Source organism: Clostridium sardiniense (assembly GCF_019753795.1).
Taxonomy (GTDB): Bacteria; Bacillota; Clostridia; order Clostridiales; family Clostridiaceae; genus Clostridium; species Clostridium sardiniense.
Genome location: NZ_JAIKTU010000004.1, coordinates 154284 through 179657, shown reverse-complemented (window position 1 = coordinate 179657; position 25374 = coordinate 154284). Strand labels below are relative to the sequence as shown.

The following is a 25374-nucleotide window of genomic DNA, read 5'->3' as shown; positions in this document are numbered from 1 at the left end:
GTGAATAAGAGTATGGGAGACTTAGAAAATAGAAATAAAAAGCTTACTCTATTTCAATTAGTAGGTATAAGTATAGCTTTTTATGGAAGTGTTAGAAGTGTACCAACATTAGCAATTGTTGGTTGGCAACAGATATTCTTTATGATAGGTGCAGCAGTACTTTTTGCAATACCTATTTCACTTATTGCAGCTGAACTAGCAACTGGATGGCCAGAGGAAGGTGGATCTCAAGTTTGGGTTAAAGAAGCATTAGGAGAAAGATGGGGATTTGTAACTGCATGGCTTTTATGGGTTCAATTATTCTTTGGTATGGTTATGGTAAGTTCTACTGTTGGCGTAATGCTTGCTTATGCAATAGGAAGAACTGAACTTGCACAAAATAATATGTTTATATTCATTATAATAGTAATTTCTTACTGGACTGTAACTCTACTAAACTTTAAATTTGATATGGGTAAAGTAGTAGGAAGTATAGGTGCAGTAGTTGGTATATATATACCTTTTGTTGCATTAGTTGTTTTAGGCTTATGGTGGACATTTAAACATGGAAATGTCTATTTAGGACCATTTAACGTTCAAACAGCAATACCAAGTTTAGCATCTTTAGACAAATTATCATTTTTTTCAGGAATAATATTTATATTTTCAGGTCTTGAAATTGCATCAGTTCATGCAAATAATATAGAGAACCCAAAAAGAAATTATCCAATATCAGTATTTCTATCAATGGGATTACTTATAATATTTAACCTTATTGCAGGGCTTACAGAGGCAAATACAATACCTTCAGATAAGATAGAGTTATCAAATATAACTCAACCATTCCAAATTTATTTTAATGAACTTGGAATGCCATGGCTTACAAATATTATTGCAGGAATGATAGCTATTGGTGTTCTTGCACAATTAAGTGCATGGGTACTTGGACCTTCAAAAGCTATGATAAAGGTTGCAGAAGAAGGGAATTTACCACCTATATTTCAAAAGAGAACAAGACGTGATGTTCCTATAACATTTGTACTTATTCAAGCAATTGTTGTGTCATTAGTAGCAATTGTATATGTTGTAGTACCAGATGTTAATAATAGTTTCTTTATGGTACTTATATTGACAACTATTCTTTATAGTATAGTTTATATATTTATAATACTTGCTGAAATAATTCTAAAATATAAAAAGCCAGATGTACATAGAGCCTTTACTATCCCAGGTGGGAAAGCTGGTATGTGGATTACATGTATATTAGCTATGATTGGTGTAATCATAACCATAGTAGTTAGCCTTATACCTCCAAGTTCTATACCACCAGAGGGTGATACTATGTATATTGCATTCCAAGTAATTGGAACTATAGTATGTTTTATTTCACCATTAATTATATACGCATTTAAGAAAGACTCATGGAAGAAACCAAAAGAAAAGGAGATTAGAGATAATGGAAAAGGACGTTAAAAAAGGTACTGATATTTTAGAAAATAATGAGGATATTAATTTAAAAGCTATGTTTTTAGGACCTAAATCAGAAAATGAAGATTTTTTTGAAGAAAGTCTTTTAAGATTATTTAATGACCATGCTGAGTGGAGAAAGAATTTTCATCCAGAAGATGATACTATAATTAAAGTTTCTGATGAACGCAAAGAAAGCTTTGTAGTAAGTAAAGATAGACTTAAAGAGGTATTGATTGAATTATCATCAAAATTGAGAGCAGGTTCTGTTCCATGGCATTCACCAAGATTTTTAGGACATATGAATTCAGAAACATTAATGCCAGCATTATTAGGTTATTTTGCTGCTATGTTATATAACGGTAATAATGTTGCCTATGAATCTTCACCTGCTACATCTCAAATGGAAGAAGATGTTGGAGAAGATTTCTGTAAATTAGTGAGTTATAATGATGATGGATGGGGGCATATTTGTGCAGATGGATCCATAGCAAATTATGAGGGCTTATGGTATGCAAGAAATATAAAATCTATTCCACTTGCAGTAAAAGAGGTTATGCCAGAGCTTGTAGATGGTAAATCAGAATGGGAACTTTTAAATATGAGTGTTTCTGAAATACTTGATCTTATGGATAACGCAGGAGAGATGTTAGACCAAATAAAAGAACATTCTGCAAGAGGGATGGGAGATAAGATAGGTAAGCTTGGAAAATGGCTAATACCTCAAACAAAACATTATTCATGGCTTAAAGCTGGCGATATTCTTGGTCTTGGAGTAGAAGCGGTTGTTCCAGTAAAAGTTGATCATCATTACAGAATGGATATGAATGAACTTAGAAAGACAATTGAAGAATATACAAGTAAACAAATTCCTATACTTGGAGTTGTTGGAGTTGTTGGATCTACAGAAGAAGGCGCAATAGACCATATTGATAAGATTATAGAAATAAGAGATGAATTCTCAAAGAAGGGAATTAATTTCTATGTACATGTAGATGCAGCCTATGGTGGATATGCGAGATCTATATTCTTAGATGATGATTATTCATTTATTAAAGAGGATAAATTAAAAGAAAAAATGCTAGAGCATGGAGCTATATTAGATGAAAGCACACCATGGCCATCAAATGATGTATACAATGCATTTAAATCTATGGAGAAGGCAGATACAATTACAATCGATCCACATAAGATGGGATATATACCATATTCAGCAGGAGGAATAATTGTAAGAGATAAGAGAATGAGAGATTCAATTTCTTACTTTGCAACATACGTATTTGAAAAGGGAGCTGATATACCATCACTTCTTGGTGCATTTATGCTTGAAGGATCAAAAGCAGGTGCTACAGCAGCTTCAGTTTGGACCGCTCACAAAGTATTACCTCTTAATATAACAGGCTATGGTAAACTTATAGGCGCAGGCAATGAAGGAGCTTACAAGCTTTATCATAAATTAGAAATGCAAAAGTCATATAAAGTTGGAGATAAGATAGTAGATGTTTATCCTTTAGTTGAACCAGATTTTAATATGGTTGACTTTGTATTTAATGTAAGAGGAAATAAAGATTTAAAAGTAATGAATGATTTAAATCATGATTTTTATGAAGAAGCTTCATATGTAAAGGAAGCTTTATATGTAAATGACTTTTTAACTTCACATACTGACTTTACAGTAGAAGATTACGGTGATTCACCACTTAAATTTGTTAATAATTGTGGAATTTCAACAGAAGAATGGAAGAGGGTTAAAAAGGTAACAATCCTAAGAGCATGTGTATTATCACCATTCTTAAATTGCGAAAAAGTATTCAATGAATATATGAAGAAGATGGATGACGCAATAGTAGAAAAGTTAGAAAAAATATTAGGTGAACAAAAGCAATAGAGTAAAATATTTTAGGAGTAGAACTTTATAACTATTTAGAGGTCTACTCCTAATTTTTTAATATATTCTAAAAATTATATTTGACAATTTAAATCTCAGAATGTATTTTATATATAGACCAATCGGTATAATAAAACTAATGAGGTATTTAAATTGGATAAAAAGATAGATACAAGAAGTAAAATATTAAATTCAGCATCAAAATTATTTTTCTCTAATGGATATCATGCTACTGGATTAAATTCGATATTAAAGGTAAGTAAAGCACCAAAAGGATCACTTTATTATTATTTTCCAAAGGGTAAGGAAGAGTTAGCATTGGAAGCTATAAAAGTAGTTAAAAACAATATAAAAGAAGAGATTAAAGAAAATCTTTATTTAAGTAATAACCCTATTGAAGGCATACAAAAAGTTATCTTAAATGTAGCTGATATAGTAGATAGAGAAGAAGTAGTCAAAGGAGTAACAGTTAGTCTTTTGGCATTAGAAGCTTCACAGACCAATGAAATTCTTAGAGAAGCTTGTATGGATACATTTTTAGAATGGGAATCTTTATATTATAAAAGATTATTAGAACTTGGAATATCAGAAAATGATTCAAAAGAAATAAGTAGAATAATACAGATAATGATAGAGGGAGCAATAGTAATGTCTCTTACTAAAAAAGATAATAGTTCACTTTTACTTGTTGCTGATAAAATAAAGATGATTATAAATAGCTATATAAAATAAAATTCTATTAGAATAAAGATTATTATAAAACTTTTTAAGATTATAATAATCTTTATATATTTTATTTAATAATATTTTTTTGGAAAAATTATATAGACTGGTCTAATTAAAGAAAGAGGTTTAGAAAATGCAATCAAAAGAAAAAATATTTAAGGTTATGGCAGTATTACTATTTGGAGGGTTCATGGCCTTGTTGAATGAGACAATAATAAATGTAGCACTTCCAAAACTTATGGAAGAGTTTAATATAAGTGCACAAACTGTTCAATGGTTAAGTACAGGATATCTTTTAGTTATAGGGATATTAGTTCCAGTTACTGCTTTTTTAATTCAAAGATTTACTTTAAAGCAACTGTATATAGTAGCAATGTCATTGTTTTTATTAGGAACTATAATAGCGGCTACAGCACCAAACTTTACAATATTACTTTTAGGTAGATTAATACAAGCATCTGGAACAGGAATGTTTGTACCAATAATGATGAATACAATAGTTGTTATAAATCCACCAGAAAAACGTGGCGCAGCTGTTGGACTTGGACTTTTTGTAATATTATTTGCACCGTCAATAGCGCCTACTTTATCAGGTATTATAATTCAAAAATTATCATGGAGATATTTATTTATCGTGGAAATTCCATTAGCAATATTAGCAATTATACTTGGATATAGATATTTAGAAAAAGTTACAGAAATAACAAAACCTAAAATAGATGTAATATCAATAATTTTATCAACATTAGGCTTTGGAGGAATTATAGTAGGCTTTAGTACTTTAGGAAATAATAATTTTAGTAAGACATTAGTATTTTTCTTAATAGGAATTCTATCATTAATCTTATTCTCATTAAGACAGTTTAAATTAGAAGAGCCAATGCTTGATTTAAGAGTATTTAAATCTTCAACATATGGACTTGGTGTAATATTTGTTATGGTGTCTATGATGACTCTATTTGAAACATTAGTTGTTATGCCGATGTATTTAGAAGGATTATATAATATGTCACCATTCCAAGTTGGATTAGCTATATTACCAGCTGGCTTAATAAACGCCTTTGTATCTATAATAACAGGACATTTATATGATAAATTTGGTGCGAAAAAATTAGTTGCTTTTGGATTTATTATTTTGACAGTTTCATTTTATTTATTATCAAGAGTTAATATAAATACAAGTTGTACAAATGTAATTATATTGTTATGCATACTTAATATTGGCATGCCACTTGTTATGACTTCATCGCAGACAAATAGTTTAAATCAACTAAAGCCAATACAATATCCTCATGGAACAGCTGTTATAAATACTCTTCAACAAATAGCGGCTGCTATGGGATCATCTTTATTTGTTAGCTTGATGACAACAAAGAAAAATAATTATTTAGACGGAATACAGGGAGTAACAAATTTAAATGATAATGCTATGGCGTTAGTTCATGGATTTAATTATGCTTTCTTTATAGCCGCAGTACTTCTTCTAATAGGTTTTTTTGCTTCATTTTTATTAAAAGATAAAAATGAGAAGGATAAAGGAGAAAGCTTAGAACTTTTAGCTAAGAATTAGAAAATATATTTATTGAATAAAAAACAGATATAATATATAATTAAAAAATAAGAAATAGTAAAATTAAATAATTTAGTTTTAGGTGAATAATTTTTTAAAATTATTAAAAGGGAAAATGGTGAAATTCCATTACAGCCCCCGCTACTGTAAAAGGAGACGAGCTTAAAAGAAACCACTAATATATATTGGGAAGGATTAAGCAAGGATGACCCTTAAGTCAGGAAACCTGCCTAAAATTTGTTAGCTATTCTTCGGAGGGAAGTACAATAGATAAAATTTTGATGGATTTTTTTAATCCTATCTTGTTTTTTTGTGTATATAAAGCACTTTTATCCTTAGGGATAGAAGTGCTTTTTTAATTATTCCCATTATTTAGATAAAACAAGAAATTTTTAGAGGTGAATTATGAAAAAGGCAATATTAGTAGTTAGTTTTGGAACGAGTTATTTAGATGCATTAGAAAATTCAATTGAAAAGATCGAAACAGAAATAAAAGATAAATTTAAAGGATATGATATATTTAGATGTTTTACATCTCATATGATAATAAATAAGTTAAAAAGAGTCCATAACATAGAAGTTGACACACCAGAGATAGTTTTAGAGAAATTAAAAGATTTAGGATACAATGAAGTTTTAGTTCAACCTATTCACATGATACCTGGAGAGGAATATGATTATGTAAAGGGAAATGTAGTTAGATTTGAAAAGCATTTCGATACTATGAAATTTGGAAGACCAATATTTTTCTATCAAGGAGAAGAAGAACTTCCAAATGATTATACAATATTCATAGAAAGCATAAAAGAATTATTAGAATGTGATGAAGAAGAAGCTGTAGTTTTATTTGGACATGGTAGTGCCCATTATTCTAATGCTGTTTATGGCGCTCTTCAAACAATGCTATATGATGAAGGACATGAAAGAGCATTTGTTGGAACTGTAGAAGGCTACCCAACTTTAGATAGCGTATTAAAGAGAATTGAAAGAAATAATATAAAAAAGGTGAAATTAGTACCGCTAATGGTTGTTGCAGGGGATCATGTTAAGAATGATATGGCATCAGATGAAGAGGATTCATGGAAGACAATACTAGAAAGTAAAGGGCTTGAAGTAGAAGCGCATGTACATGGGCTAGGAGAAGTGGAAGCTTTTAGAAAAATATATATAGATCATATAGATGATATGAAAAATGATACATATTTAGGATGTGGGGAAACTAAGAAATTAAGAAAATAAGCAAGAGATAAATAAGGAGGAAGGTATATGAAATCTTTAATTATTGCCTCTAATAGAAGTGGCGGTGGTAAAACTACCTTTACTTTAGCTTTAATGAATTCTTTAATGAGAAAAGGGTTTGAGGTACAAGGATTTAAAGTTGGGCCTGATTATATAGATAGCGCCTTTCATAAATTTATAACTAAGAAACCTTCAAGAAACTTAGATATATTTCTAATGGGTAAAGATGGCATGAAGGATACTTATTCAAGAGGAAATGGAGATTTAGGAGTAATTGAAGGGGTCATGGGTCTTTATGATGGTAAGGGAATAGATACTTTTGGATCAACATATCATGTTTCAAAAGAACTTAATGACATGCCAATTTTACTTGTAATTACTCCAGGAGCTCAAAGTGTTACTTTATGTGCCGAAATAAATGGATTAAAAGATTTTAAGAAAGCAAATATTATTGGGGTAGTTTTAAATTCTATAAGTACTAGCTATTACACTATGCTAAAATCTGCTATAGAAAAAAACTGTGATGTAAAGGTATTTGGATATATACCAAAGGATGAAAATTTAAATTTAAAAAGTAGGCATCTTGGATTAGTTCAAAGTGTTGAAGTATCAAACCTTAAAGAAAAAATAGATTATGCAAGTTCGTTATTAGAGAATTATGTAGACCTTGAAGGTCTCATAGATGAATTTAAAGAATATAAAGCAAAAAGTATAGAATACAACTTAAAAAATAAAAATATAAAAATAGGTATTGCGTTAGATAAGGCATTTAATTTTTATTATGAAGAGAATATAGAGTTATTAAAAAGTATTGGAGATGTTGTATACTTTAGTCCTTTAAATGATAAAGAACTTCCTAAAGGTCTAGATTTTCTATACTTAGGGGGTGGATATCCAGAAATTTTTAAAGAAGAACTTTCAAAAAATAAGTCTATGAGAAAAAGTATAAAAGATGCACTTGATAATGGACTTAGATGTTTTGCTGAATGTGGAGGGCTTATGTATCTTACTGAAAGCATAGATGAGACTAAGATGGTAGGATTCTTTAAAGGAAATACTGAGATGACAAAGAGACTTCAAAGATTTGGATACTCCAAGCTAACTCTACATAACAATGGAAATTTATACACAATTAATTGTCATGAATTTCATAAATCAAAAGTTAATTTAGAAGAAGAGACAGTATATAATATAAGCAAAGAGAATTATTTAGGAAATAAAAGTGAATGGGTATGTGGGTATAAGAAAAATAATACTATAGCTGGGTATCCTCATATTAATTTTTTAGGAAATATTAATTTCTTAAAAGAAATAATTAATTATGAAAAATAAAATTTATTTTAGAAAGTAGGTGAATGTTAGAGGATACATAGATTCTCTAACAGGAATTATGAACTATATAAAAGATCCAATGGGAATAGAAAAAAAAAGTTTTGAAATTATAGGTAGTGAACTTGGAGAACATAACTTCACTGATGAAGAGTTACTTGTAGTAAAAAGAGTTATACATACAACCGCTGATTTTGAGTATAAAAACTTATTAGAAATAAGTGAAGGTGCAATATATGCTGCTAAAGAAATATTTAAAAATGGAGCTAAATTGTATACTGATACTAACATGATTTTATCAGGAATAAATAAGAGAGCTTTAAATGCACTAAATTCAGAAGGAATATGCTATGTTAATTTAGATGAAGTACATAAATTATCAAAAGAAAGAGGAATAACACGTTCAATGGCTGGAGTGGAATTAGCTTCTAGTGAAGGTGTTGATATATTTGTATTTGGTAATGCACCGACAGCACTTTTTAAATTAAGGGAGCTTATAGAGAGTGGAAATGCAAAACCAAAGCTTATAATTGCAGTTCCAGTAGGATTTGTTGGAGCAGCTGAAAGTAAAGAAGGTCTAGAAACTTTAGGGATACCTTATATAAGAGTTAAAGGAAGAAAAGGTGGAAGTACTGTTGCAACTGCAATTATTAATGCTCTTATGTACATGCTTTATGAAAGGTAAGATATAAAAATGCTTGATTTGTATGTTGAAAGCGACGGAAAGAAGTTAAGGTGTGGTTATACAACAGGTTCTTGTGCATCAGCTGCTGCAAAAGCTGCAACTTACATGTTATTTAATAATGAAGAAATTAAATCTATAAAAATTGATACTCCAAAAGGTATAGTACTTGATTTAGAGATAAATGAAATAAAAAGAGGAAAAGATTTTGTAGCATGTTCAATTATAAAAGATGGTGGAGATGATATCGACGCAACTCATGGGATAGATATTTGGGCAGAAGCAAAAGTTATTGATAAGGGATATGTACTAAAGGGTGGAAACGGTGTAGGAACTATTACGAAAGATGGACTTTTTATACCAAAAGGAGAGCCGGCAATAAATAAAGTTCCAAGAGAATGTATAGAAAGAGAAGTTCTTAGTGTAAAACCAGAAGATAAAGGTGTACAAATAACTATATTCGTACCAAAGGGAGAAGAAGTTGCAAAGAAAACTTTTAATCCGAGGCTCGGTATAGTAGGTGGAATATCTATACTTGGAACTACAGGAATAGTTTATCCAATGTCAGAAGATGCACTTAAAGCATCAGTTAAGCTAGAGATAAATCAAAAAGCTATAAATAACGAAACTTTAGTATTAACCTTTGGAAATATGGGTGAAAGACTATGCAAACAACTTGGATATAAAGAAAGTGAAACTGTTATAATTTCAAATTATGTTGGATATGCATTAGAATGTTGTGCTAGCTTAAAGATTAAAAATATAGTTTTAGTAGGACATATAGGAAAAGTTAGCAAAGTGGCTTATGGATGTTTTAATACTCATAGTAGAGTAAGTGATGTAAGACTTGAGGTTATAGCATTAGAGTTAGCACTTTTAGGTTATGATATAGATTTTGTAAAAGAAGTTTTAGAGCAAAAAACTTCAGAGGGAGCGGTAAAGTTATTAGGTAATGGCTTCGATGATTTATATAAAAATATAGGTGAAAAGATTAAAGCAAGGTTGGAATTATATACTTACAATGAAATAAATTGTGATGTAGTTATGTATTATGATCCATGTAATCCTAAAGTTTTATGGAATTCATTAGAGGGAGCGAATTAGATGATCTATATAGTGGGACTTGGCCCTGGAAAGAGAGAATATATACTTCCAAAGGCTTTAGAAACCTTAAAAAATAGTGATAAAATAATTGGATTCGAAAGAGCCATGCAATCTATAGATTTCTTAAATAAGGAATCTATAATTGTAAAATCATTAAAAGAATTATTAGAGGCCGTAGAGCAAAATAAAAATTTAAGTTTATCAATAATAGCTTCAGGAGATCCAACTTTTTATGGAATAACAAATTATTTAAAGAAAAAGTTAGATGATGATATAGAGATTATACCCGGTATAAGTTCATTTCAGTATCTAACTAGTAAAGTAGGGGTAATGTGGAGTACAGCTTATTTAGGAAGTTTACATGGAAGAGAAGAAGAATTTTTAATTAAAGTTAAAGAAAATGATTGCTCAATATGGCTTACTGATAGAATCAACAATCCAAGTAAACTTTGTGAGATATTATATGAAAATAATATAGTATCAAAAGTTATTATAGGTGAAAATTTATCCTATGATGATGAAAAAATAAGTATAGGTATTCCTGAGAAGTTAAAAGATGAAAAGTATGAACTTTTATCAGTAGTTATAATTGAAAAAGTATAATGGAATGAGGAAAAGAGATGAAATTTATAAAGGATGAAGAGTTTATAAGAGGAAATTGTCCCATGACTAAAGAGGATATAAGAGTAAGTTCAGTCTGTAAATTAGAATTAGAAGAAGATTCAAAAGTTTTAGATATAGGTAGTGGTACAGGATCAATTACAATACAATGTTCTAAGATCGCAAATAATGGAACTGTATATTCAATAGAAAAAGATGAAGATGCAATAGAAGTTACAAGGAAGAATATAGAGAAATTTAATTGTAAAAATATAAATCTTTATACAGGAGAAGCTACTGAATATTTAAAACAATTTGTAGAAGAAAAAAAGATCTTTGATTCTATATTTGTTGGAGGTAGTGGTGGAGGATTAGAAGAAATTCTAATTTATTCTGATAAGTTACTTAAAAATTCAGGTAAGCTTGTTATGAATTTTATAACTTTAAAGAATGTTTATGAAGCTATTGCCATAGTAGAAAAGATTGGTTACAAAGTCGATGTAACAATGCTTCAAGTAAGCAAAACAAGGGGAAAGAGCTTAATGCTTATAGCAAATAATCCAATATTTATAGTAGAGTGCAGAAAGGAAGAAATAGATGGCTAAATTATATGGAATAGGTGTAGGACCTGGAGATGCGGAACTTTTAACTATTAAAGCTGTTAGAGCTATTGAAGAATGTGATATTATTGTAGCACCAGTTGCAGTAGAAGGATCAGAAAGCGTAGCCTATGAAGCTGCAAAGGATTATATAAAAGATAATACAGAGGTTGTACTTAAACATTTTCCAATGGGAAAAAAAGATAGAGTAGAAAAAGCAAAAGAAGCTTATGAATATATAAAAAGTGAAATAGAAAAGGGTAAGACAGTAGGATTTTTAACTATTGGAGATCCTTATGTTTATAGTACATACATTCATATGCTAAAGCATATGAAAGAGAATGGAATAGAGGTTTTAACAATACCAGGAATAACTTCTTTTTGTGCAGCAGCTAGTTTAGTAAATAGAACTCTTGTTATAGGAAATGAACCTCTTTTAGTTCTTCCAGCAGCTAGAGTTTCTGATATTAAAGATGAAAAGTACGTTGTAATTATGAAAGTTTATAAGAGAGAAGAAGAAGTTGTAAAGTGTCTTGAAGAAAAAGGCTTTGATTATGTTTGTGTACAAAAAGTAGGAAGAGACGGAGAAAAAATACTAGAAAATAGAGAAGATATAATAAATTCAAGAGAATATATGTCTTTAATTATAGCAAGTAGATAATAGGAGGAAAAATTAATGGTTTATTTTATAGGAGCAGGTCCAGGAGATGTTGATTTAATTACAGTTAAGGGAAGAGAAACTCTAAAAAAGGCTGATATAGTTATATATGCAGGCTCACTAGTTTCAAGTGAACATATGACATTTTGCAAAGAGGGAGCAGAAATATATAATTCAGCAAAGATGACTTTAGATGAAGTTATAAAAGTTATGGCTGATAATAAGGATAAAACTATTGTAAGATTACATACAGGTGATCCAGCTATATATGGCGCAATTAAAGAGCAAATGGATGAGCTTGATAAATATGATATACAATATGAAGTAATTCCAGGAGTAAGTTCATTTACAGCTGCAGCTTCAGCTATAAAGAAAGAATTTACTCTTCCAAGCATAACTCAAACAGTAATTTTAACTAGAGTGGAAGGTAGAACTAAGGTTCCTGAAACTGAAGACTTAGAAAAACTTGCTGGAATTGGAGCATCAATGGCAATATTCTTATCAATATCAATGATTGATAAGGTTGTAGAGAAACTTAGACGTGGATATGGAAGAAACGTTAATATAGCAGTAGTTGAAAGAGCGACATGGCAAGATCAAAGAGTACTTCTTGGTACATTAGATGACATAAGTGAAAAAGTTAAAGAAGCTGGAATTACAAAATGTGCTCAAATTTTAGTTGGGGACTTTATAGATTGCGAATATGAAAAGAGCAAACTTTATGATAAGTCATTTGCTCACATGTTTAGAGATTCACAGGTTTAAAATATGATAGGGGTAATAAGCGTTACAGAGAAGGGTAATATAATTGCAGAAAAAATAAAAGAAAATATTGATTGTAGAATCTTTCTCAAATCTAGAGAAAATTTAGATTTAAAAAATGTAACAAAAGAGTTTATGGAAGGATTAGATGGAGTTGTATTTATAAGCTCTACTGGGATAGCTGTAAGATTCATAGCTCCATATCTTAAAAGTAAAACAAAAGATCCAGCTATAGTTGTTGTTGATGTAAATAATAACTTTACAATAAGTCTTGTAAGTGGACATTTAGGTGGTGCTAATGAATTAACTCTTAAAATATCTAATATATTAAATAATACTCCAGTTATAACAACAGCAACAGATGGAATGAATATAGAAGCTCCAGATATGATCGCAAAGAAAAATAATTTAATTATAGATGATTTGAAAGTATGCAAGGAAGTTGCATCACTTATTGTAAATAATAAAGAGGTATATTTTAAAGATGAAAAAGATATAATATACGCACCAAAAGGATATATAAAAACAGAAGAAATACAAGACGATATGATTTTGGTTACAAATAAATTAGATATTCCTAAGAAAGATAAATTATTAAAGCTTATCAGAAAAGATATAGTATTAGGAATAGGTTGTAGAAAAGATACAGATGAAAAAAAGCTTAGAAAATTTGTACTTAAGATGTTAAAAGAGAATAATTATGATGAAAGATCAGTAATTAAGATTGGATCAATAGATATAAAAAAGAAGGAAAAAGCTATAATATCCTTAGCTAATTATTTAGGATGTGAATTTGTAACTTTTAATAAAGATGAAATAAACAGCATAGAAGCAGATTATGAAGGCAGTGATTTTGTATTTAAAACTGTTGGAGTAAGATGCGTATGTGAACCTGTAATTCATTTAATGGATGGAGAAGTAAAAGTAAAGAAGATTAAATATGAAGGAATGACTCTTTCAATAGGAGAAAAGTATATTTAAAGGAGATTAAATTAATGGGAAAATTATATGTAGTAGGAATTGGTCCAGGCGGGCTAGATCATATGACAATGAAAGCAAGAGATACAATATTAAATTGTGATATAGTTGTTGGATATACAAAATATATAGAAATGGTACGTGATTTAATAGGTGATAAGGAAGTATATCAAACTGGTATGAGAGGCGAAGTTGAAAGATGTAAAAGAGCATTAGAACTTTCAAAAGAAAAAGATGTTTGCTTAATAAGTACTGGAGATGCTGGAATATATGGTATGGCAGGGCTTATATTAGAACTTAAAAATGATGAGGAAGTAGTTATAGTTCCAGGACTTACTGCATCAAGCGCAGCAGGTTCAGTGGTTGGCGCACCACTTATGCATGATAATTGTAATATAAGTTTAAGTGATTTAATGACTCCTTATGAAGCTATAAAGAAGAGAGTTAAGCTTGTAGCAGAAGGAGATTTTATAATATCTTTATATAATCCTAAAAGTAAAGGTAGACCTGAGTATTTAAGAGAATGTTTAGATATAATTGCATCTTATAGAAATGGAAATACTCCAATTGCTGTTGTAAAAAATGCTCTTAGAGATGGTATGGAATATACTATAACAACTATTGAAAAGTTTGATACTGAAATTGTGGACATGATGAGTATAGTTATAGTTGGTAATTCACAAAGTTATATTAAAGATGATACATTTATAACACCTAGAGGTTATAAAATAGAGGACAAATAAATGATAGGTTTTATATTAGGTACTTCTGAAGGTAAGAAAATTTTAAAAATGATGAATAGACATACTGATAAAATAGTTGTGTCTACAGCCACAGAATATGGTGGTGAGTTACTTAAAGAATATAAAGTAGCACATTTAAATACAAAACCATTAGATAAAGATGGATTAATAGATTTAATAAAAAACTTTAATATAACGGTTTTAGTAGATGCATCACATCCATATGCAACAGAAGTAAGTAAAAATGCAATGCAAAGCGCAAAAGATTCAAAAATTGCTTATATTCGTTATGAAAGAGAAGGAGTATTAAGTAGTTCAGATTATAAAAATATAATAAAAATTCAAGGATATAATGAGTTAAAAGAAGTTTTAGAAGAAATTGATGGAAATATATTAAATACTACGGGAAGTAGAAATATCGGAAATATACTTAAACTTAACTGTAGAAATAGAATTATACATAGAATTCTGCCATCATCTAAGATACTTCAAGAAGTGTTAGATTTAGGAGTTGACATTCAAGACGTTATAGCTATTAAAGGCCCTGTAGGTTATGAATTAAATAAAGGATTTATAGACCAATATAATGCGAAGGCGATAATAACTAAAGATAGTGGAACAGTTGGTGGAACACTTGAAAAATTAAAATCTGCTATAGATAGAGATATAAAGCTCATTGTTATAGATAAACCTAAAATGAATTATGGAGATACTTTTTATAATGAAACTGAATTAGTGGAGCATTTAATAAAAAAATATAATTTTTAAGGTTATATAATAAATTAGGAGCTTTAACATGATTGAAATAATAATAGGATATATATTAGATTTAATAATAGGAGATCCTCAAAATCCATATCATCCAATTAGGGGAGTTGGAAAGGTAGCTAAATTTAGTGAAAATGTATTTAGAAAGTTATTTAAAAAGCATCTAAAGCTTGCAGGAGCAATAACTTGGATTACAGTTGTATTAATAATATTCTTCATTAATTTTATAATTATAAAATTATTAGGGAGAATAAGTCCATATGTAGCTATTGCATATGAAGCTATAGCAATATACTTTTGCTTATCAACAAAGGCTTTAAAGGTTGAGGGGCTGAAGGTAATAAGATATTTAAAAGAAGAAAATATAGATAAAGCTAGACATCAGTTATCATATATAGTTGGAAGAGATACTGATAAATTAGATGAAGAAGGAATAACTAGAGCGGTCATAGAAACAGTTGCTGAAAATATGTCTGATGGAATAATAGCGCCATTATTCTTTGCAGGTATTGGTGGAGTACCACTTATATTTGCTTATAAGGCAGTAAATACAATGGATTCTATGTTTGGTTATAAAAATGATAAATATATGGACTTTGGTTATTTTCCTGCTAAATTAGATGATGTATTTAATTATATACCTGCAAGGCTTTCTGCATATCTAATAATAATATCAGCATTTTTATTAAGATTAGATTATAAAAATGCCTTTAAGATTTATAATAGGGATAAAAGTAATCATACAAGCCCAAATAGTGCCCATCCAGAATCAGCAGTAGCTGGTGCTTTAGATATAAGGCTTGGAGGTGCAAATTACTACTTTGGAAAGTTAGTAAAAAAGCCTGAAATAGGAGATGGAATAAAGAAGATAACCGTAGATAGTGTTGATATGGTAAATAAAATTCTATACTTAAGTTCATTTTTAGGTGTTATACTAGCTTGTAGTATAAGTATAATTATTGAGGTGATTTAATGATAAAGTCTGTTCATGGTGGAAACATTGATGAAATATGTAGAGTTTATAATATAGATAGAGAAAGTATTACTGATTTTTCAGCTAATATAAATCCATTAGGACTTAATTTAAACATAAAAAATTCTATAATAGATAATTTAAGTGATGTAGTAAATTATCCAGATATAACTTATTATGAATTAAAAGAAGAAATAAGTAAATTTGAAGAAATAAAAAAAGAAAATATATTTTTAGGCAATGGGGCGGCAGAGTGCATATTTAATTTAGCACGTGCCCTAAATCCTAAAAAGACGTTATTGTTAGCCCCAAGCTTTTCAGAATATGAAGAAGGGGTTAAAAGTGTTTATGGAGATATAGAATATTTTCTTTTAAAAGAAGAGGATGATTTTAAACTAACAGACGAGCTTATAGAAAAATTAGATGAAAGCATAGATCTTTTATTTATATGCAACCCTAATAACCCTACTGGTGTTATAACTGATGGAATTTATTTGGAAAAACTTATAAAAAGGGCAGAGAAGTTAAATATTTTTGTTGCAGTTGATGAATCATTTTTAGATTTTGTTGATAATAAAGACAAGTATTCTGTTATGAAATTAATATATAAATATTCAAATTTAATAATTGTAAAATCTTTAACTAAATTTTATGCGATTCCAGGTCTTAGGATAGGGTTTGGAGTTACAAATAATGAAGATTTACTTAGAAAAATAGATAGAGTAACTATGTCTTGGAATGTTAATACATTAGCATCTATTGCAGCAGTATGTGGACTTAAGGAGATTACATATAACAAAGAAAGTATTGATTATGTAAATACTGAAAGAGAATATTTATATAATAAATTAAAAGATATGAAGAGCTTAAAAGTATTTTCACCATCAGTTAACTTTATATTTTTTAAGATAAAAGAAGATATGGATTTAAAAATGGAATTATTAAAGTATGGAATATTAATAAGAAGTTGTAATAATTACATAGGTTTAGATGATAAATTCTATAGGATAGCTGTTAGAACAAGAGAAGAGAATAATAAAATTATTAATGCTTTAAATAAGGTTTTTAATGATGAGAGATAAAAAGATATTAGTAATTTTAGATGGGTATTTTGAAAATACAAAAAAGATAAAAGAAGTTATAGATTCTAAATTTAAGAGTTTAGAATCTATAACTAAATTTTCCTATAGAGGTATGATGGATAGCTCAATTAAAGGATATGATGTAGATAGTTTAAATTGTATTTTTAATATTTTGGGGTACTCTCCTAAAGAGAATAAGATATATGAAAGAGCTTATTTTGAAGCATTGTCCAAAGGCTATAAACTTAAAATGGATGAATCAGTGTTAAGATGTAATCTAGTCAAGATTGAGGATGATAGATTAAAAGATTTTACTAGTGGTTTATCAAAAGAGGAATCTAGAGCTATTACACATAAGTTTATAGAAAATCTTGAGAAGAATAAAAGTCTAAGCAAAGATTTTAAAATGATTCATTGTGATGCATATAGGAATTTACTTTTTATAAATAAAAATTATTATAGTTTAAAAGATATTATCTTTTCAAAGCCCCATGATAATACTGGTAAAATGATAGGTGAAATAATGCCAAAAAGCAATATCAAGGAAGATAATGATGGGTTATTAAGTATACTAGAATTTATGAGGTATTCCTATAGTTATTTTAAGAATATAGGATATGAAGGTATAATGTTATATCCTTGGGGATTATCAAAGAAAACCTCTTTAACTTCAATGAAAGAAAAATTTGAATTAGATGGAGCTGTTATTGCTGGAATTGACTTATTAAAAGGAATGGGTCTATCTATAGGATTAAAAAAGATTAATTTAAGTAATGCTACTGGGGATTATGATACCTTATTAATAGAGAAGAGAAATAAGGGAAAAGAAGCTATAGATAAGTTTGATTTTTTATTGATACATATAAATGGATGTGATGAATTATCTCACAGGAAAGACACAGAAGGAAAAGCAATATTTATTGAAAAGATATTTACTGAGATGATTAATCCATTGTTAAAACATATAGAAGATAATTATAGTAAATATTCTATGCTTATAACAGGAGATCATATAACTAATTCAATGAATGGTATGCATGAGAGAGGAGAAGGTGAATATCTTCTTTTAAGTTCTGATTATAGGAATATAAAGTTAAAAGAAACAATGCAATTAATAGAATTGCTTCTTTTATAAGAAAATAAAACTGTTTAAAAGGGATGGATAGGATGGAATCTAAAGGAATAATGTTACTTGGTACAGCATCATCAGTTGGTAAAAGTACGTTAGCTACAGCTATTTGTAGGTATTTTACAAATAAAAATTTAAAAGTTGCACCATTTAAAGCTATGAATATATCATTAAACTCTTTTGTTACAAAAGATGGACTTGAAATGGGAAGGGCACAAGTTGTTCAGGCAGAGGCCTGCAACATAGAACCAGAAGCTTTTATGAATCCTCTTTTATTAAAACCAAACGGAGGAAAAACTCAAGTTATAGTTAATGGAAAAGTGAAATTTACAATGGATGCATACAAGTATAAAGAAATAAACAATGAACTAAAAAAAGAGGTTTCTAATACATATAATTCTATAAAAGATAATTATGATTTATTAGTACTTGAAGGTTCAGGAAGTTGTGCTGAAATTAATTTAAAAGATACTGATATAGCTAATATGGCTATGGCTAAAATGGCAGATGTACCTGCTATATTAGTTGCAGACATAGATAGGGGTGGAGTATTTGCATCAGTTGTTGGGACACTTATGCTTCTTGGAGAAGAAGATAGAAAAAGAGTTAAGGGTGTAATAATAAATAAATTCAGAGGAAGAGTAGATTTATTTAAAGATGCTATGAAACAGTTAGAGGATATAATAGATGTTCCTGTACTTGGAGTTATGCCTCATTGCACTTTAGATATTGAAGATGAAGATGGAGTAAGTGATAAAATATTAAATAAGAATAATAAAAAAGGTAAAATAGATATTGCTGTAATAAAGCTTACTCATATGTCAAACTTCACTGACTTTAATAACTTAGAAAGAATGAATGATTTAAGTGTAAGATATGTTAAAAGTGTTGAAGAATTAGATAATCCGCATATGATAATAATACCAGGAAGTAAGAACACAATAGATGACTTGAAGATTATAAAAAATATAGGTTTATACGATAAAATTAAAGATCTTCAGGCTAATGGAACTTTAATTTTTGGAGTTTGTGGTGGATATCAAATGCTTGGAGAAAAGATAATAGATGATGAAAAAATTGAAGGGGATACTTTAGAAGAGTTAGGATTAAATTTATTAGATTTTAAAACTAAGTTTAATAAAGAAAAGACGACAATTCAAACTAAGGCGTTTATTAAAGATAACAATCCTATAAATGAATATATTTCAAATATAACATTGGAAGGCTATGAAATTCATAATGGAGCAAATGAATATAATGAAGAAGTAGTACCATTTATTTGTGATGAAGAAAATAGAATAATTGGATCTATAAATAAAGAAGGTACTGTTATAGGAACATATCTTCATGGAATATTTGATTCAGATGAGTTTAACTTAAGACTTATAAAGTATATAGCTAAAAGAAATAACATATTAATAGAAGGTATTGAAAAGAACTCATCTTACATGGAACATAAATTGAAAGAATATGATAAATTAGCAGACTTGCTTAAAGAGAATATAGATATAAAAAAATTAGAAGAGATTATAGGAATATAAATATAAGGTCATCCTAATTTAGGATGACCTTATATTTTACTTTAAGAAGTAATTTTCAATATATTTATAAGCTTTTGTTAAATCAAGGCTACTAGCTAGCTTTTTCATTTCATTTACTTTCTTATAATCATCCATTTCAATCTCATTCTCTAAAATTGGATTTATTCTAAAAAAATTATTTTTAAGAAGTTCAGTGCAATACATATCCTCCAAAGGAATAGTATCATTAAGTAAAATTGAAACTAAAGGCTTTTTGGCCTTTAGAAATGGATTATAAGCCCATTGTGCAATTCCCCATTTTGAAGTATCTCTTTTTATACTACAGGGAGTTATTCCTGTACCTATAGATAGAATTCTAAAATCAGAAAAATCTAACTTAGACTTATATAATTTTAAAATTTGTATTAAAGCAGTTGCAGTTGGCATATTAGTTACAACAGCTCCGTCTATAAAACCATTATGAGATGGGAAATATGTTGGAGCAGCAGAACTAGATAAAGCTACATCTATAACAGAATAGTTTGATAATCTATTATCTTTTGATATATTATTAAAAAATACAGGTTCCCAGCTTTTAGAGTCTAGGCCAAGTACATTAAAAGATGGAATAAAGACATACTTATCTAAATCTTTTAATTTATAATTTTCATCAAAAACTGAATTTATTGTATTTTTTAATCTTTTGTTACTATATTTAGGTCTAAAAATATTTAAATGATTTGGAGTAAATATGTTTTTTATATTATCGTAATTATATAGATTATCAACATAATCACCATCTTTACCTGAAGCTAATAATAAAGCTATTAATGATCCTGTAGAAACACCAGCATAAAGGTCAGTTTTATTCAATATATCTGGATATCTATCACAAAGTCTTTTAAAGATTCTAGCTGATAATGCTCCACGAATGCCACCACCATCAAATGAAACAATTCTAAATGCGCACATAAAATTCTCCTAAATTAAATTATATAGATAAGATATTTAATAAGAATTAATTATGTGATTATTTGAGAAAATAAGAATTAATGATATAATAAAATAATTGTTATAAGAAAAATATAACTAAATAAAATAAAACAAGAAAAGTGAGAATATTAAATGGAAAATTTTCAATTAGAGAGAAAAATTAAAAAACTTGATAAAGAAATAGAAGCACTTAAAGTAGCTTTAAAATATTTATCAAATGAAGATGAAATTAAAGAAGTTAGAGAAGAGTTAAATAGAGAGAGACAATTTATGGCAGATATGCTTTATGCAAATGATGCAAAAGCTTTTGATAAGTGCCGTGAAATGATATTAAATGAAATTGATAAAGAAATTAAAGAAGAGGATCAAAAGAAACTTCTTGAAGATATTAAAGAAGTTTACGGAAGACAATATCCAAATGCATCAAAAGAAAGCAATGGATTAAATGCTTGGCTTAAAAAGCTTCTTGTAGATTTTGAATGGAAAGAAAATCCTGAAGATGATTGGGCTATATTAGTAATAAAAAGATTATTACCAGTAAAAAGAAAATAGGGATTTAAAAAATGAGCCGTATACTTATGTATACGGCAATTTTATTTTATATAAAAATAAAAAATAATGTTCATTAGTAAAATCTTATAAAAATAATTTGAAAAATTTTAAAAAATATGTTGAAAAACGTTTACAAATATATTATTATATAGTTAATCGATTTAGTGAAACGATTTAGTAGGAAGGTGAGTTAAATGAATAAAGTTTGCGTACTTGGAAGTATAAATATGGATTTAGTTATAAAAGTTAATGAGATGCCAAAGGAAGGTGAGACAATCCTTTCAAAATCTTTCGAAAAGATTGCAGGTGGAAAAGGTGCTAACCAAGCAGTTGCAGCAAAAAGATGTGGAAATATAGTTTCTATGATTGGAAAGATTGGTAGAGATGATAATGGACAAATCTTAAAGACTTTATTAGATGAAGAAGGAATAGATACAAGCTTAGTATTTGAGGATAAGAATGAGCCAACAGGAATGGCTATGATAACAGTAAACAATAGAGGAAATAATTCAATAACTGTTATATCAGGATCAAATATGACTTTAAATAAAAGTGAAATAGATAAATCAAAGGAAGTAATAAAAAATAGTGATATTTTGATATCTCAATTTGAAACACCAGAAGAAATTACATTAGAAGCATTTAAAATAGCAAAAGAAAATAATAAAATAACTATTTTAAATCCAGCACCAGCTAAAAAGATAGATGATGAATTATTAAAATATACAGATATAATAATTCCAAATGAAACAGAAGCTGAACTTTTAACAGGAGTAGAGGTAAATGATTTAGAAACTGCAAAAATAGCATCAAAGGAACTATTAGATAAGGGTGTAAAGTTTGTAATTATAACTTTAGGATCAAAGGGAGCTGCTGTTATAAACAAAGAAAATGGACAAGTAGTACCAGCATTTAAAGTTAATGCAGTAGATACTACAGCAGCAGGAGATAGTTTTATTGGTGGATTAAGTTCAAAGCTTAATATAGAAAATTTGAATTTTGAGAATTTATTAAAAGCAGTTAAGTTTGGAAATAAAGTTTCTTCAATAACAGTACAAAGAGAAGGTGCACAACCTTCAATAGCAAGACTTGTAGAAGTTATTGAGATTTATGGAGAGGAGTAAAACTTATGAGAAAGACAAAATTATTAAATAGTGAGATAGGAACAGTTATATCACAAATGGGACATACTGATTCATTAGCAATAGGAGATTGTGGATTGCCTATACCTATGAATGTAAAAAGAATAGATTTAGCATTAATTAAGAACCTACCAACATTTATGGATACATTAAAATCAGTTCTTCTAGAATTGCAAATAGAAGAAGTAATCATAGCAACGGAAACTGAAGAAGTAAGTCCAGAGCTTTTCTTAGAAATAAAGAAGGAAATTGGAGATGTTAAAATAACATTTATAAGCCATGAAGGTTTAAAAGAAGAACTTAAAAATTGTAGAGCGGTTATAAGAACAGGAGAACAAACACCTTATGCAAATATAATTTTAAAGTCAGGAGTTGTCTTTTAATAAGGAGGAATTTATATGGATTCAAAAAAACCAATGCTAAGGATGGAGGGAGTGAGTAAATCATTCCCTGGAGTTAAAGCATTAGACAATGTAGATATAACAGCATATGGAGGAGAAGTTACTGCACTAATGGGAGAAAATGGTGCAGGGAAATCAACTCTTATGAAAATATTAAGTGGTGTATATCAAAAGGATGAAGGTAAGATATTTATCCAAGGAGAAGAAGTAAATATTAAAGGAATAAAGGCAGCGGAAGAACTTGGAGTTACAATAATACACCAAGAGCTTAGTGTAATTAATAATTTAACTGTTTGCGAAAATATATTTTTAGGTAATGAAAAAGTTAATAAGGGAACTAGAAAAATAAATAAAAAACTTCTTGCAGAGAGAAGCAAAATGTTCTTAGAACAAATTGGTTGTAATGTAGATCCAAATGAGCTTGCATCTAATTTAAATGTAGGAGAAAAGCAAATGATTGAAATTGCAAAGGCTCTTACAAAAAATGCAGCAGTTATAATAATGGATGAACCAACAACAGCACTTACTGATGTTGAAACAAAGCAATTATTTAAAGTAATAGATAGCTTAAAGAAAAAAGGTATAGCTATCATATATATATCACACAGAATGGAAGAGATTTTTGCAATATGTGATAGAGTGGAAGTTTTAAGAGATGGAAAGTATGCAGGAAATGCATTAGTTAAAGATATTGATAATGATAAGCTTATAACTATGATGGTTGGAAGAAAGATAGAAGATCAATTTCCATACAGAGAAACTAAAAAGGGAAAAGCCATATTAGAAGTTAAAAATTTATGTTCTAAAGCTGGAGTAAATAATGCAAACTTTGAAGTTAAAGAAGGAGAAATTCTAGGAATTGCAGGACTTATGGGATCTGGAAGAACTGAGCTTGCAAAAACTATATTTGGAGCTTATAAGAAGACTTCTGGAACAGTTAAGATAAATGGCACAGAACTATCAGGCGGAAGTGTACAAGAAGCTATTAAAAATGGTATATGTTATCTTTCAGAAGATAGAAAAAAAGAAGGTTGTGTACTTAGCTTATCTGTTGCTGATAATATGACAATTTCAAATCTTACAAGTTATGAGAATAAATTTGGTGCATTAAATAAAAAAGGTGAGATGTCTGATGTAAATGAATACATAAAGAAAATAAGAATAAAGACACCAAATCCACAGCAACTTATGAAAAATTTAAGTGGAGGTAATCAACAAAAAGTTATTTTAGCAAAATGGCTTATGTTACATCCAGAAGTTTTAATAATAGATGAACCAACTAAAGGTATTGATGTTGGTGCAAAAAAAGAAATATATGAATTATTAAATGAACTTAAAGAAAGTGGAAAAGCCATAATTATAATTTCTTCTGATATGCCAGAAGTACTTGGAATAAGTGATAGAATAATGGTTATGAGTGAAGGAAAGATAACTGGTGAAGTTTCAAGAGAAGAAGCTACACAAGAAAAAATAATGAAATTAGCGGTTGGAATAAATTAATTATTAAATATTAATTTTTACAAATGAGAGGAGTTTTAAACTATGAAAGAAAACTACAAAGAATACTTAGATAAATATAAATCCTTAATTGGACTAGTACTATTATGTATAATAATAACTTTTGTAACTCCAAGCTTTTTAACTGTAGCAAATATAACTAATGTATTTACACAAGTTTCAGTTAATGCAATTATAGCAGTAGGTATGACTTTTGTTATCTTAACAGGTGGAATTGATTTATCAGTTGGATCAACTCTTGCAATTAGTGGAGCACTTGGAGCTTCAATTATTAAATCAACAAATAATATATTCTTAGCAATAATAGTTGCAGCTGTTGTAGGTATCGCTATAGGTCTTGTAAACGGTATACTAATAGCTAAAGGTAAATTACAAGCATTCATAGTAACACTTGCAACTATGACAATATTTAGAGGTGCAACTTTAGTATTTACAAATGGTACTCCAATATCTAAATTACCTGAAAGTTTCTTAAAGATAGGTAATGCGAAGCTTGGTTTCATACCAGTTCCAGTAATTATAACTATAGTAATAGCAGCAATTTCAATTTATATATTATCACAAACTAGATTCGGAAGATATTTATACGCTTTAGGTGGCAATGAGGAATCAGCTAAATTATCAGGAATAAACACAGATAAAATAAAGGTATTAACTTATGTAGTATCAGGTTTTGTATCAGCAATAGCTGGTGTAATTATAACTAGTAGAATAGGATCAGCTTCACCTAATGCAGGGGTAGGTTTTGAGCTAGATGCAATAGCAGCAGTAGTAATTGGAGGAACTTCATTAGCAGGCGGAGAAGGTAAAATATCAGGAACTATAATAGGTGCTTTAATAATTGGAGTTTTAAATAATGGATTAAACTTAATGAATGTATCACCTTTCTATCAATCAATAGTAAAAGGTTTAGTTATATTAATAGCAGTCCTATTAGATAAAAAGAGCAGAAAGAAATAGGATATTACGGAG

General features: G+C 28.8%; 25 protein-coding genes and 1 riboswitch. Of the genes, 24 read left to right on the top strand and 1 reads right to left on the bottom strand.

The genetic code is table 11. From position 1 onward, the window contains the following. From tyrP to K5V21_RS05845, 19 genes are all read left to right on the top strand, one after another. Positions 1-1452, top strand: coding sequence for a tyrosine-tyramine antiporter (gene tyrP / locus K5V21_RS05935; RefSeq protein ID WP_307495020.1), 1452 nt, complete (start codon positions 1-3; stop codon positions 1450-1452). Continuing rightward, the gene (tdc, locus tag K5V21_RS05930) at positions 1436-3334 is read left to right on the top strand and encodes a tyrosine decarboxylase (RefSeq protein ID WP_221859910.1); all 1899 of its coding nucleotides are present in this window, start codon (positions 1436-1438) and stop codon (positions 3332-3334) included. The genes tyrP and tdc overlap by 17 nt, the downstream gene beginning before the upstream one ends. Positions 3335-3487: 153 nt before the next feature. After that, the gene (locus K5V21_RS05925) at positions 3488-4066 is read left to right on the top strand and encodes a TetR/AcrR family transcriptional regulator (RefSeq protein WP_221859907.1); all 579 of its coding nucleotides are present in this window, start codon (positions 3488-3490) and stop codon (positions 4064-4066) included. 127 nt (positions 4067-4193) lie between these two features. After that, a complete protein-coding gene (locus K5V21_RS05920; RefSeq protein ID WP_221859905.1) occupies positions 4194-5630 on the top strand; it encodes an MDR family MFS transporter in 1437 nt (478 codons plus the stop codon). Between the two features lie 63 nt (positions 5631-5693). Beyond that, positions 5694-5878: riboswitch (cobalamin riboswitch) on the top strand. Between the two features lie 157 nt (positions 5879-6035). Then, a complete protein-coding gene (locus K5V21_RS05915; protein WP_221859903.1) occupies positions 6036-6869 on the top strand; it encodes a sirohydrochlorin cobaltochelatase in 834 nt (277 codons plus the stop codon). 27 nt (positions 6870-6896) lie between these two features. After that, positions 6897-8201 (top strand): cobyrinate a,c-diamide synthase, encoded by a 1305-nt coding sequence (locus K5V21_RS05910; RefSeq protein WP_221859901.1) that lies wholly within the window; start codon positions 6897-6899, stop codon positions 8199-8201. Positions 8202-8259: 58 nt separating this feature from the next. After that, positions 8260-8883: a precorrin-8X methylmutase gene (locus K5V21_RS05905; RefSeq protein WP_221859899.1), complete on the top strand. Its 624-nt coding sequence runs from the start codon at positions 8260-8262 to the stop codon at positions 8881-8883. A 9-nt stretch (positions 8884-8892) separates the two neighbouring features. Continuing rightward, positions 8893-9984: a cobalt-precorrin-5B (C(1))-methyltransferase CbiD gene (cbiD, locus tag K5V21_RS05900; RefSeq protein ID WP_221859897.1), complete on the top strand. Its 1092-nt coding sequence runs from the start codon at positions 8893-8895 to the stop codon at positions 9982-9984. After that, a complete protein-coding gene (gene cbiE / locus K5V21_RS05895; protein ID WP_204594336.1) occupies positions 9985-10587 on the top strand; it encodes a precorrin-6y C5,15-methyltransferase (decarboxylating) subunit CbiE in 603 nt (200 codons plus the stop codon). It begins immediately after the preceding gene. Positions 10588-10604: 17 nt separating this feature from the next. Next, positions 10605-11189 (top strand): precorrin-6Y C5,15-methyltransferase (decarboxylating) subunit CbiT, encoded by a 585-nt coding sequence (cbiT, locus tag K5V21_RS05890; RefSeq protein WP_221859895.1) that lies wholly within the window; start codon positions 10605-10607, stop codon positions 11187-11189. Continuing rightward, positions 11182-11844, top strand: coding sequence for a cobalt-factor II C(20)-methyltransferase (locus tag K5V21_RS05885; protein ID WP_204594334.1), 663 nt, complete (start codon positions 11182-11184; stop codon positions 11842-11844). Before cbiT ends, K5V21_RS05885 begins: the two co-directional genes overlap by 8 nt. A 15-nt stretch (positions 11845-11859) precedes the next feature. After that, positions 11860-12606 carry a precorrin-4 C(11)-methyltransferase gene (gene cobM / locus K5V21_RS05880; protein WP_221859893.1) on the top strand — a complete coding sequence of 249 codons (747 nt, stop codon included), beginning with the start codon at positions 11860-11862 and terminating at the stop codon, positions 12604-12606. A 3-nt stretch (positions 12607-12609) separates the two neighbouring features. After that, positions 12610-13584 carry a cobalt-precorrin 5A hydrolase gene (gene cbiG / locus K5V21_RS05875; RefSeq protein ID WP_221859891.1) on the top strand — a complete coding sequence of 325 codons (975 nt, stop codon included), beginning with the start codon at positions 12610-12612 and terminating at the stop codon, positions 13582-13584. A 14-nt stretch (positions 13585-13598) separates the two neighbouring features. Continuing rightward, positions 13599-14324: a precorrin-3B C(17)-methyltransferase gene (gene cobJ / locus K5V21_RS05870; protein ID WP_221859888.1), complete on the top strand. Its 726-nt coding sequence runs from the start codon at positions 13599-13601 to the stop codon at positions 14322-14324. Beyond that, positions 14325-15092 (top strand): cobalt-precorrin-6A reductase, encoded by a 768-nt coding sequence (locus tag K5V21_RS05865; RefSeq protein WP_221859886.1) that lies wholly within the window; start codon positions 14325-14327, stop codon positions 15090-15092. Between the two features lie 28 nt (positions 15093-15120). Continuing rightward, positions 15121-16065, top strand: a complete 945-nt coding sequence (cbiB, locus tag K5V21_RS05860; RefSeq protein ID WP_221859884.1) for an adenosylcobinamide-phosphate synthase CbiB — start codon at positions 15121-15123, stop codon at positions 16063-16065. Continuing rightward, positions 16065-17147, top strand: a complete 1083-nt coding sequence (gene cobD / locus K5V21_RS05855; RefSeq protein ID WP_221859882.1) for a threonine-phosphate decarboxylase CobD — start codon at positions 16065-16067, stop codon at positions 17145-17147. Before cbiB ends, cobD begins: the two co-directional genes overlap by 1 nt. Further along, positions 17134-18282, top strand: coding sequence for a hypothetical protein (locus K5V21_RS05850; RefSeq protein ID WP_221859880.1), 1149 nt, complete (start codon positions 17134-17136; stop codon positions 18280-18282). The genes cobD and K5V21_RS05850 overlap by 14 nt, the downstream gene beginning before the upstream one ends. Before the next feature lie 32 nt (positions 18283-18314). Then, positions 18315-19817, top strand: coding sequence for a cobyric acid synthase (locus tag K5V21_RS05845; RefSeq protein WP_221859878.1), 1503 nt, complete (start codon positions 18315-18317; stop codon positions 19815-19817). Between the two features lie 36 nt (positions 19818-19853). Here K5V21_RS05845 and K5V21_RS05840 read toward each other — a convergent pair whose 3' ends face one another. Continuing rightward, positions 19854-20768, bottom strand: a complete 915-nt coding sequence (locus K5V21_RS05840; protein WP_221859876.1) for a patatin-like phospholipase family protein — start codon at positions 20766-20768, stop codon at positions 19854-19856. Positions 20769-20921: 153 nt separating this feature from the next. On the opposite strand from K5V21_RS05840, the gene K5V21_RS05835 reads away from it, so the two are divergent. The 5 genes from K5V21_RS05835 to K5V21_RS05815 all read left to right on the top strand — a co-directional run bounded on the left by K5V21_RS05835 (position 20922) and on the right by K5V21_RS05815 (position 25362). Further along, positions 20922-21341 (top strand): hypothetical protein, encoded by a 420-nt coding sequence (locus K5V21_RS05835; RefSeq protein ID WP_221859874.1) that lies wholly within the window; start codon positions 20922-20924, stop codon positions 21339-21341. Between the two features lie 194 nt (positions 21342-21535). Then, positions 21536-22465: a ribokinase gene (rbsK, locus tag K5V21_RS05830; protein ID WP_204594323.1), complete on the top strand. Its 930-nt coding sequence runs from the start codon at positions 21536-21538 to the stop codon at positions 22463-22465. 5 nt (positions 22466-22470) lie between these two features. Beyond that, on the top strand, positions 22471-22866 hold the full coding sequence (gene rbsD, locus K5V21_RS05825) for a D-ribose pyranase (protein WP_204594322.1): 396 nt from the start codon (positions 22471-22473) through the stop codon (positions 22864-22866). Positions 22867-22881: 15 nt separating this feature from the next. After that, a complete protein-coding gene (locus tag K5V21_RS05820) occupies positions 22882-24384 on the top strand; it encodes a sugar ABC transporter ATP-binding protein (protein WP_221859872.1) in 1503 nt (500 codons plus the stop codon). 42 nt (positions 24385-24426) lie between these two features. Next, positions 24427-25362, top strand: coding sequence for an ABC transporter permease (locus tag K5V21_RS05815; protein WP_204594320.1), 936 nt, complete (start codon positions 24427-24429; stop codon positions 25360-25362). Positions 25363-25374: the final 12 nt, after the last annotated feature.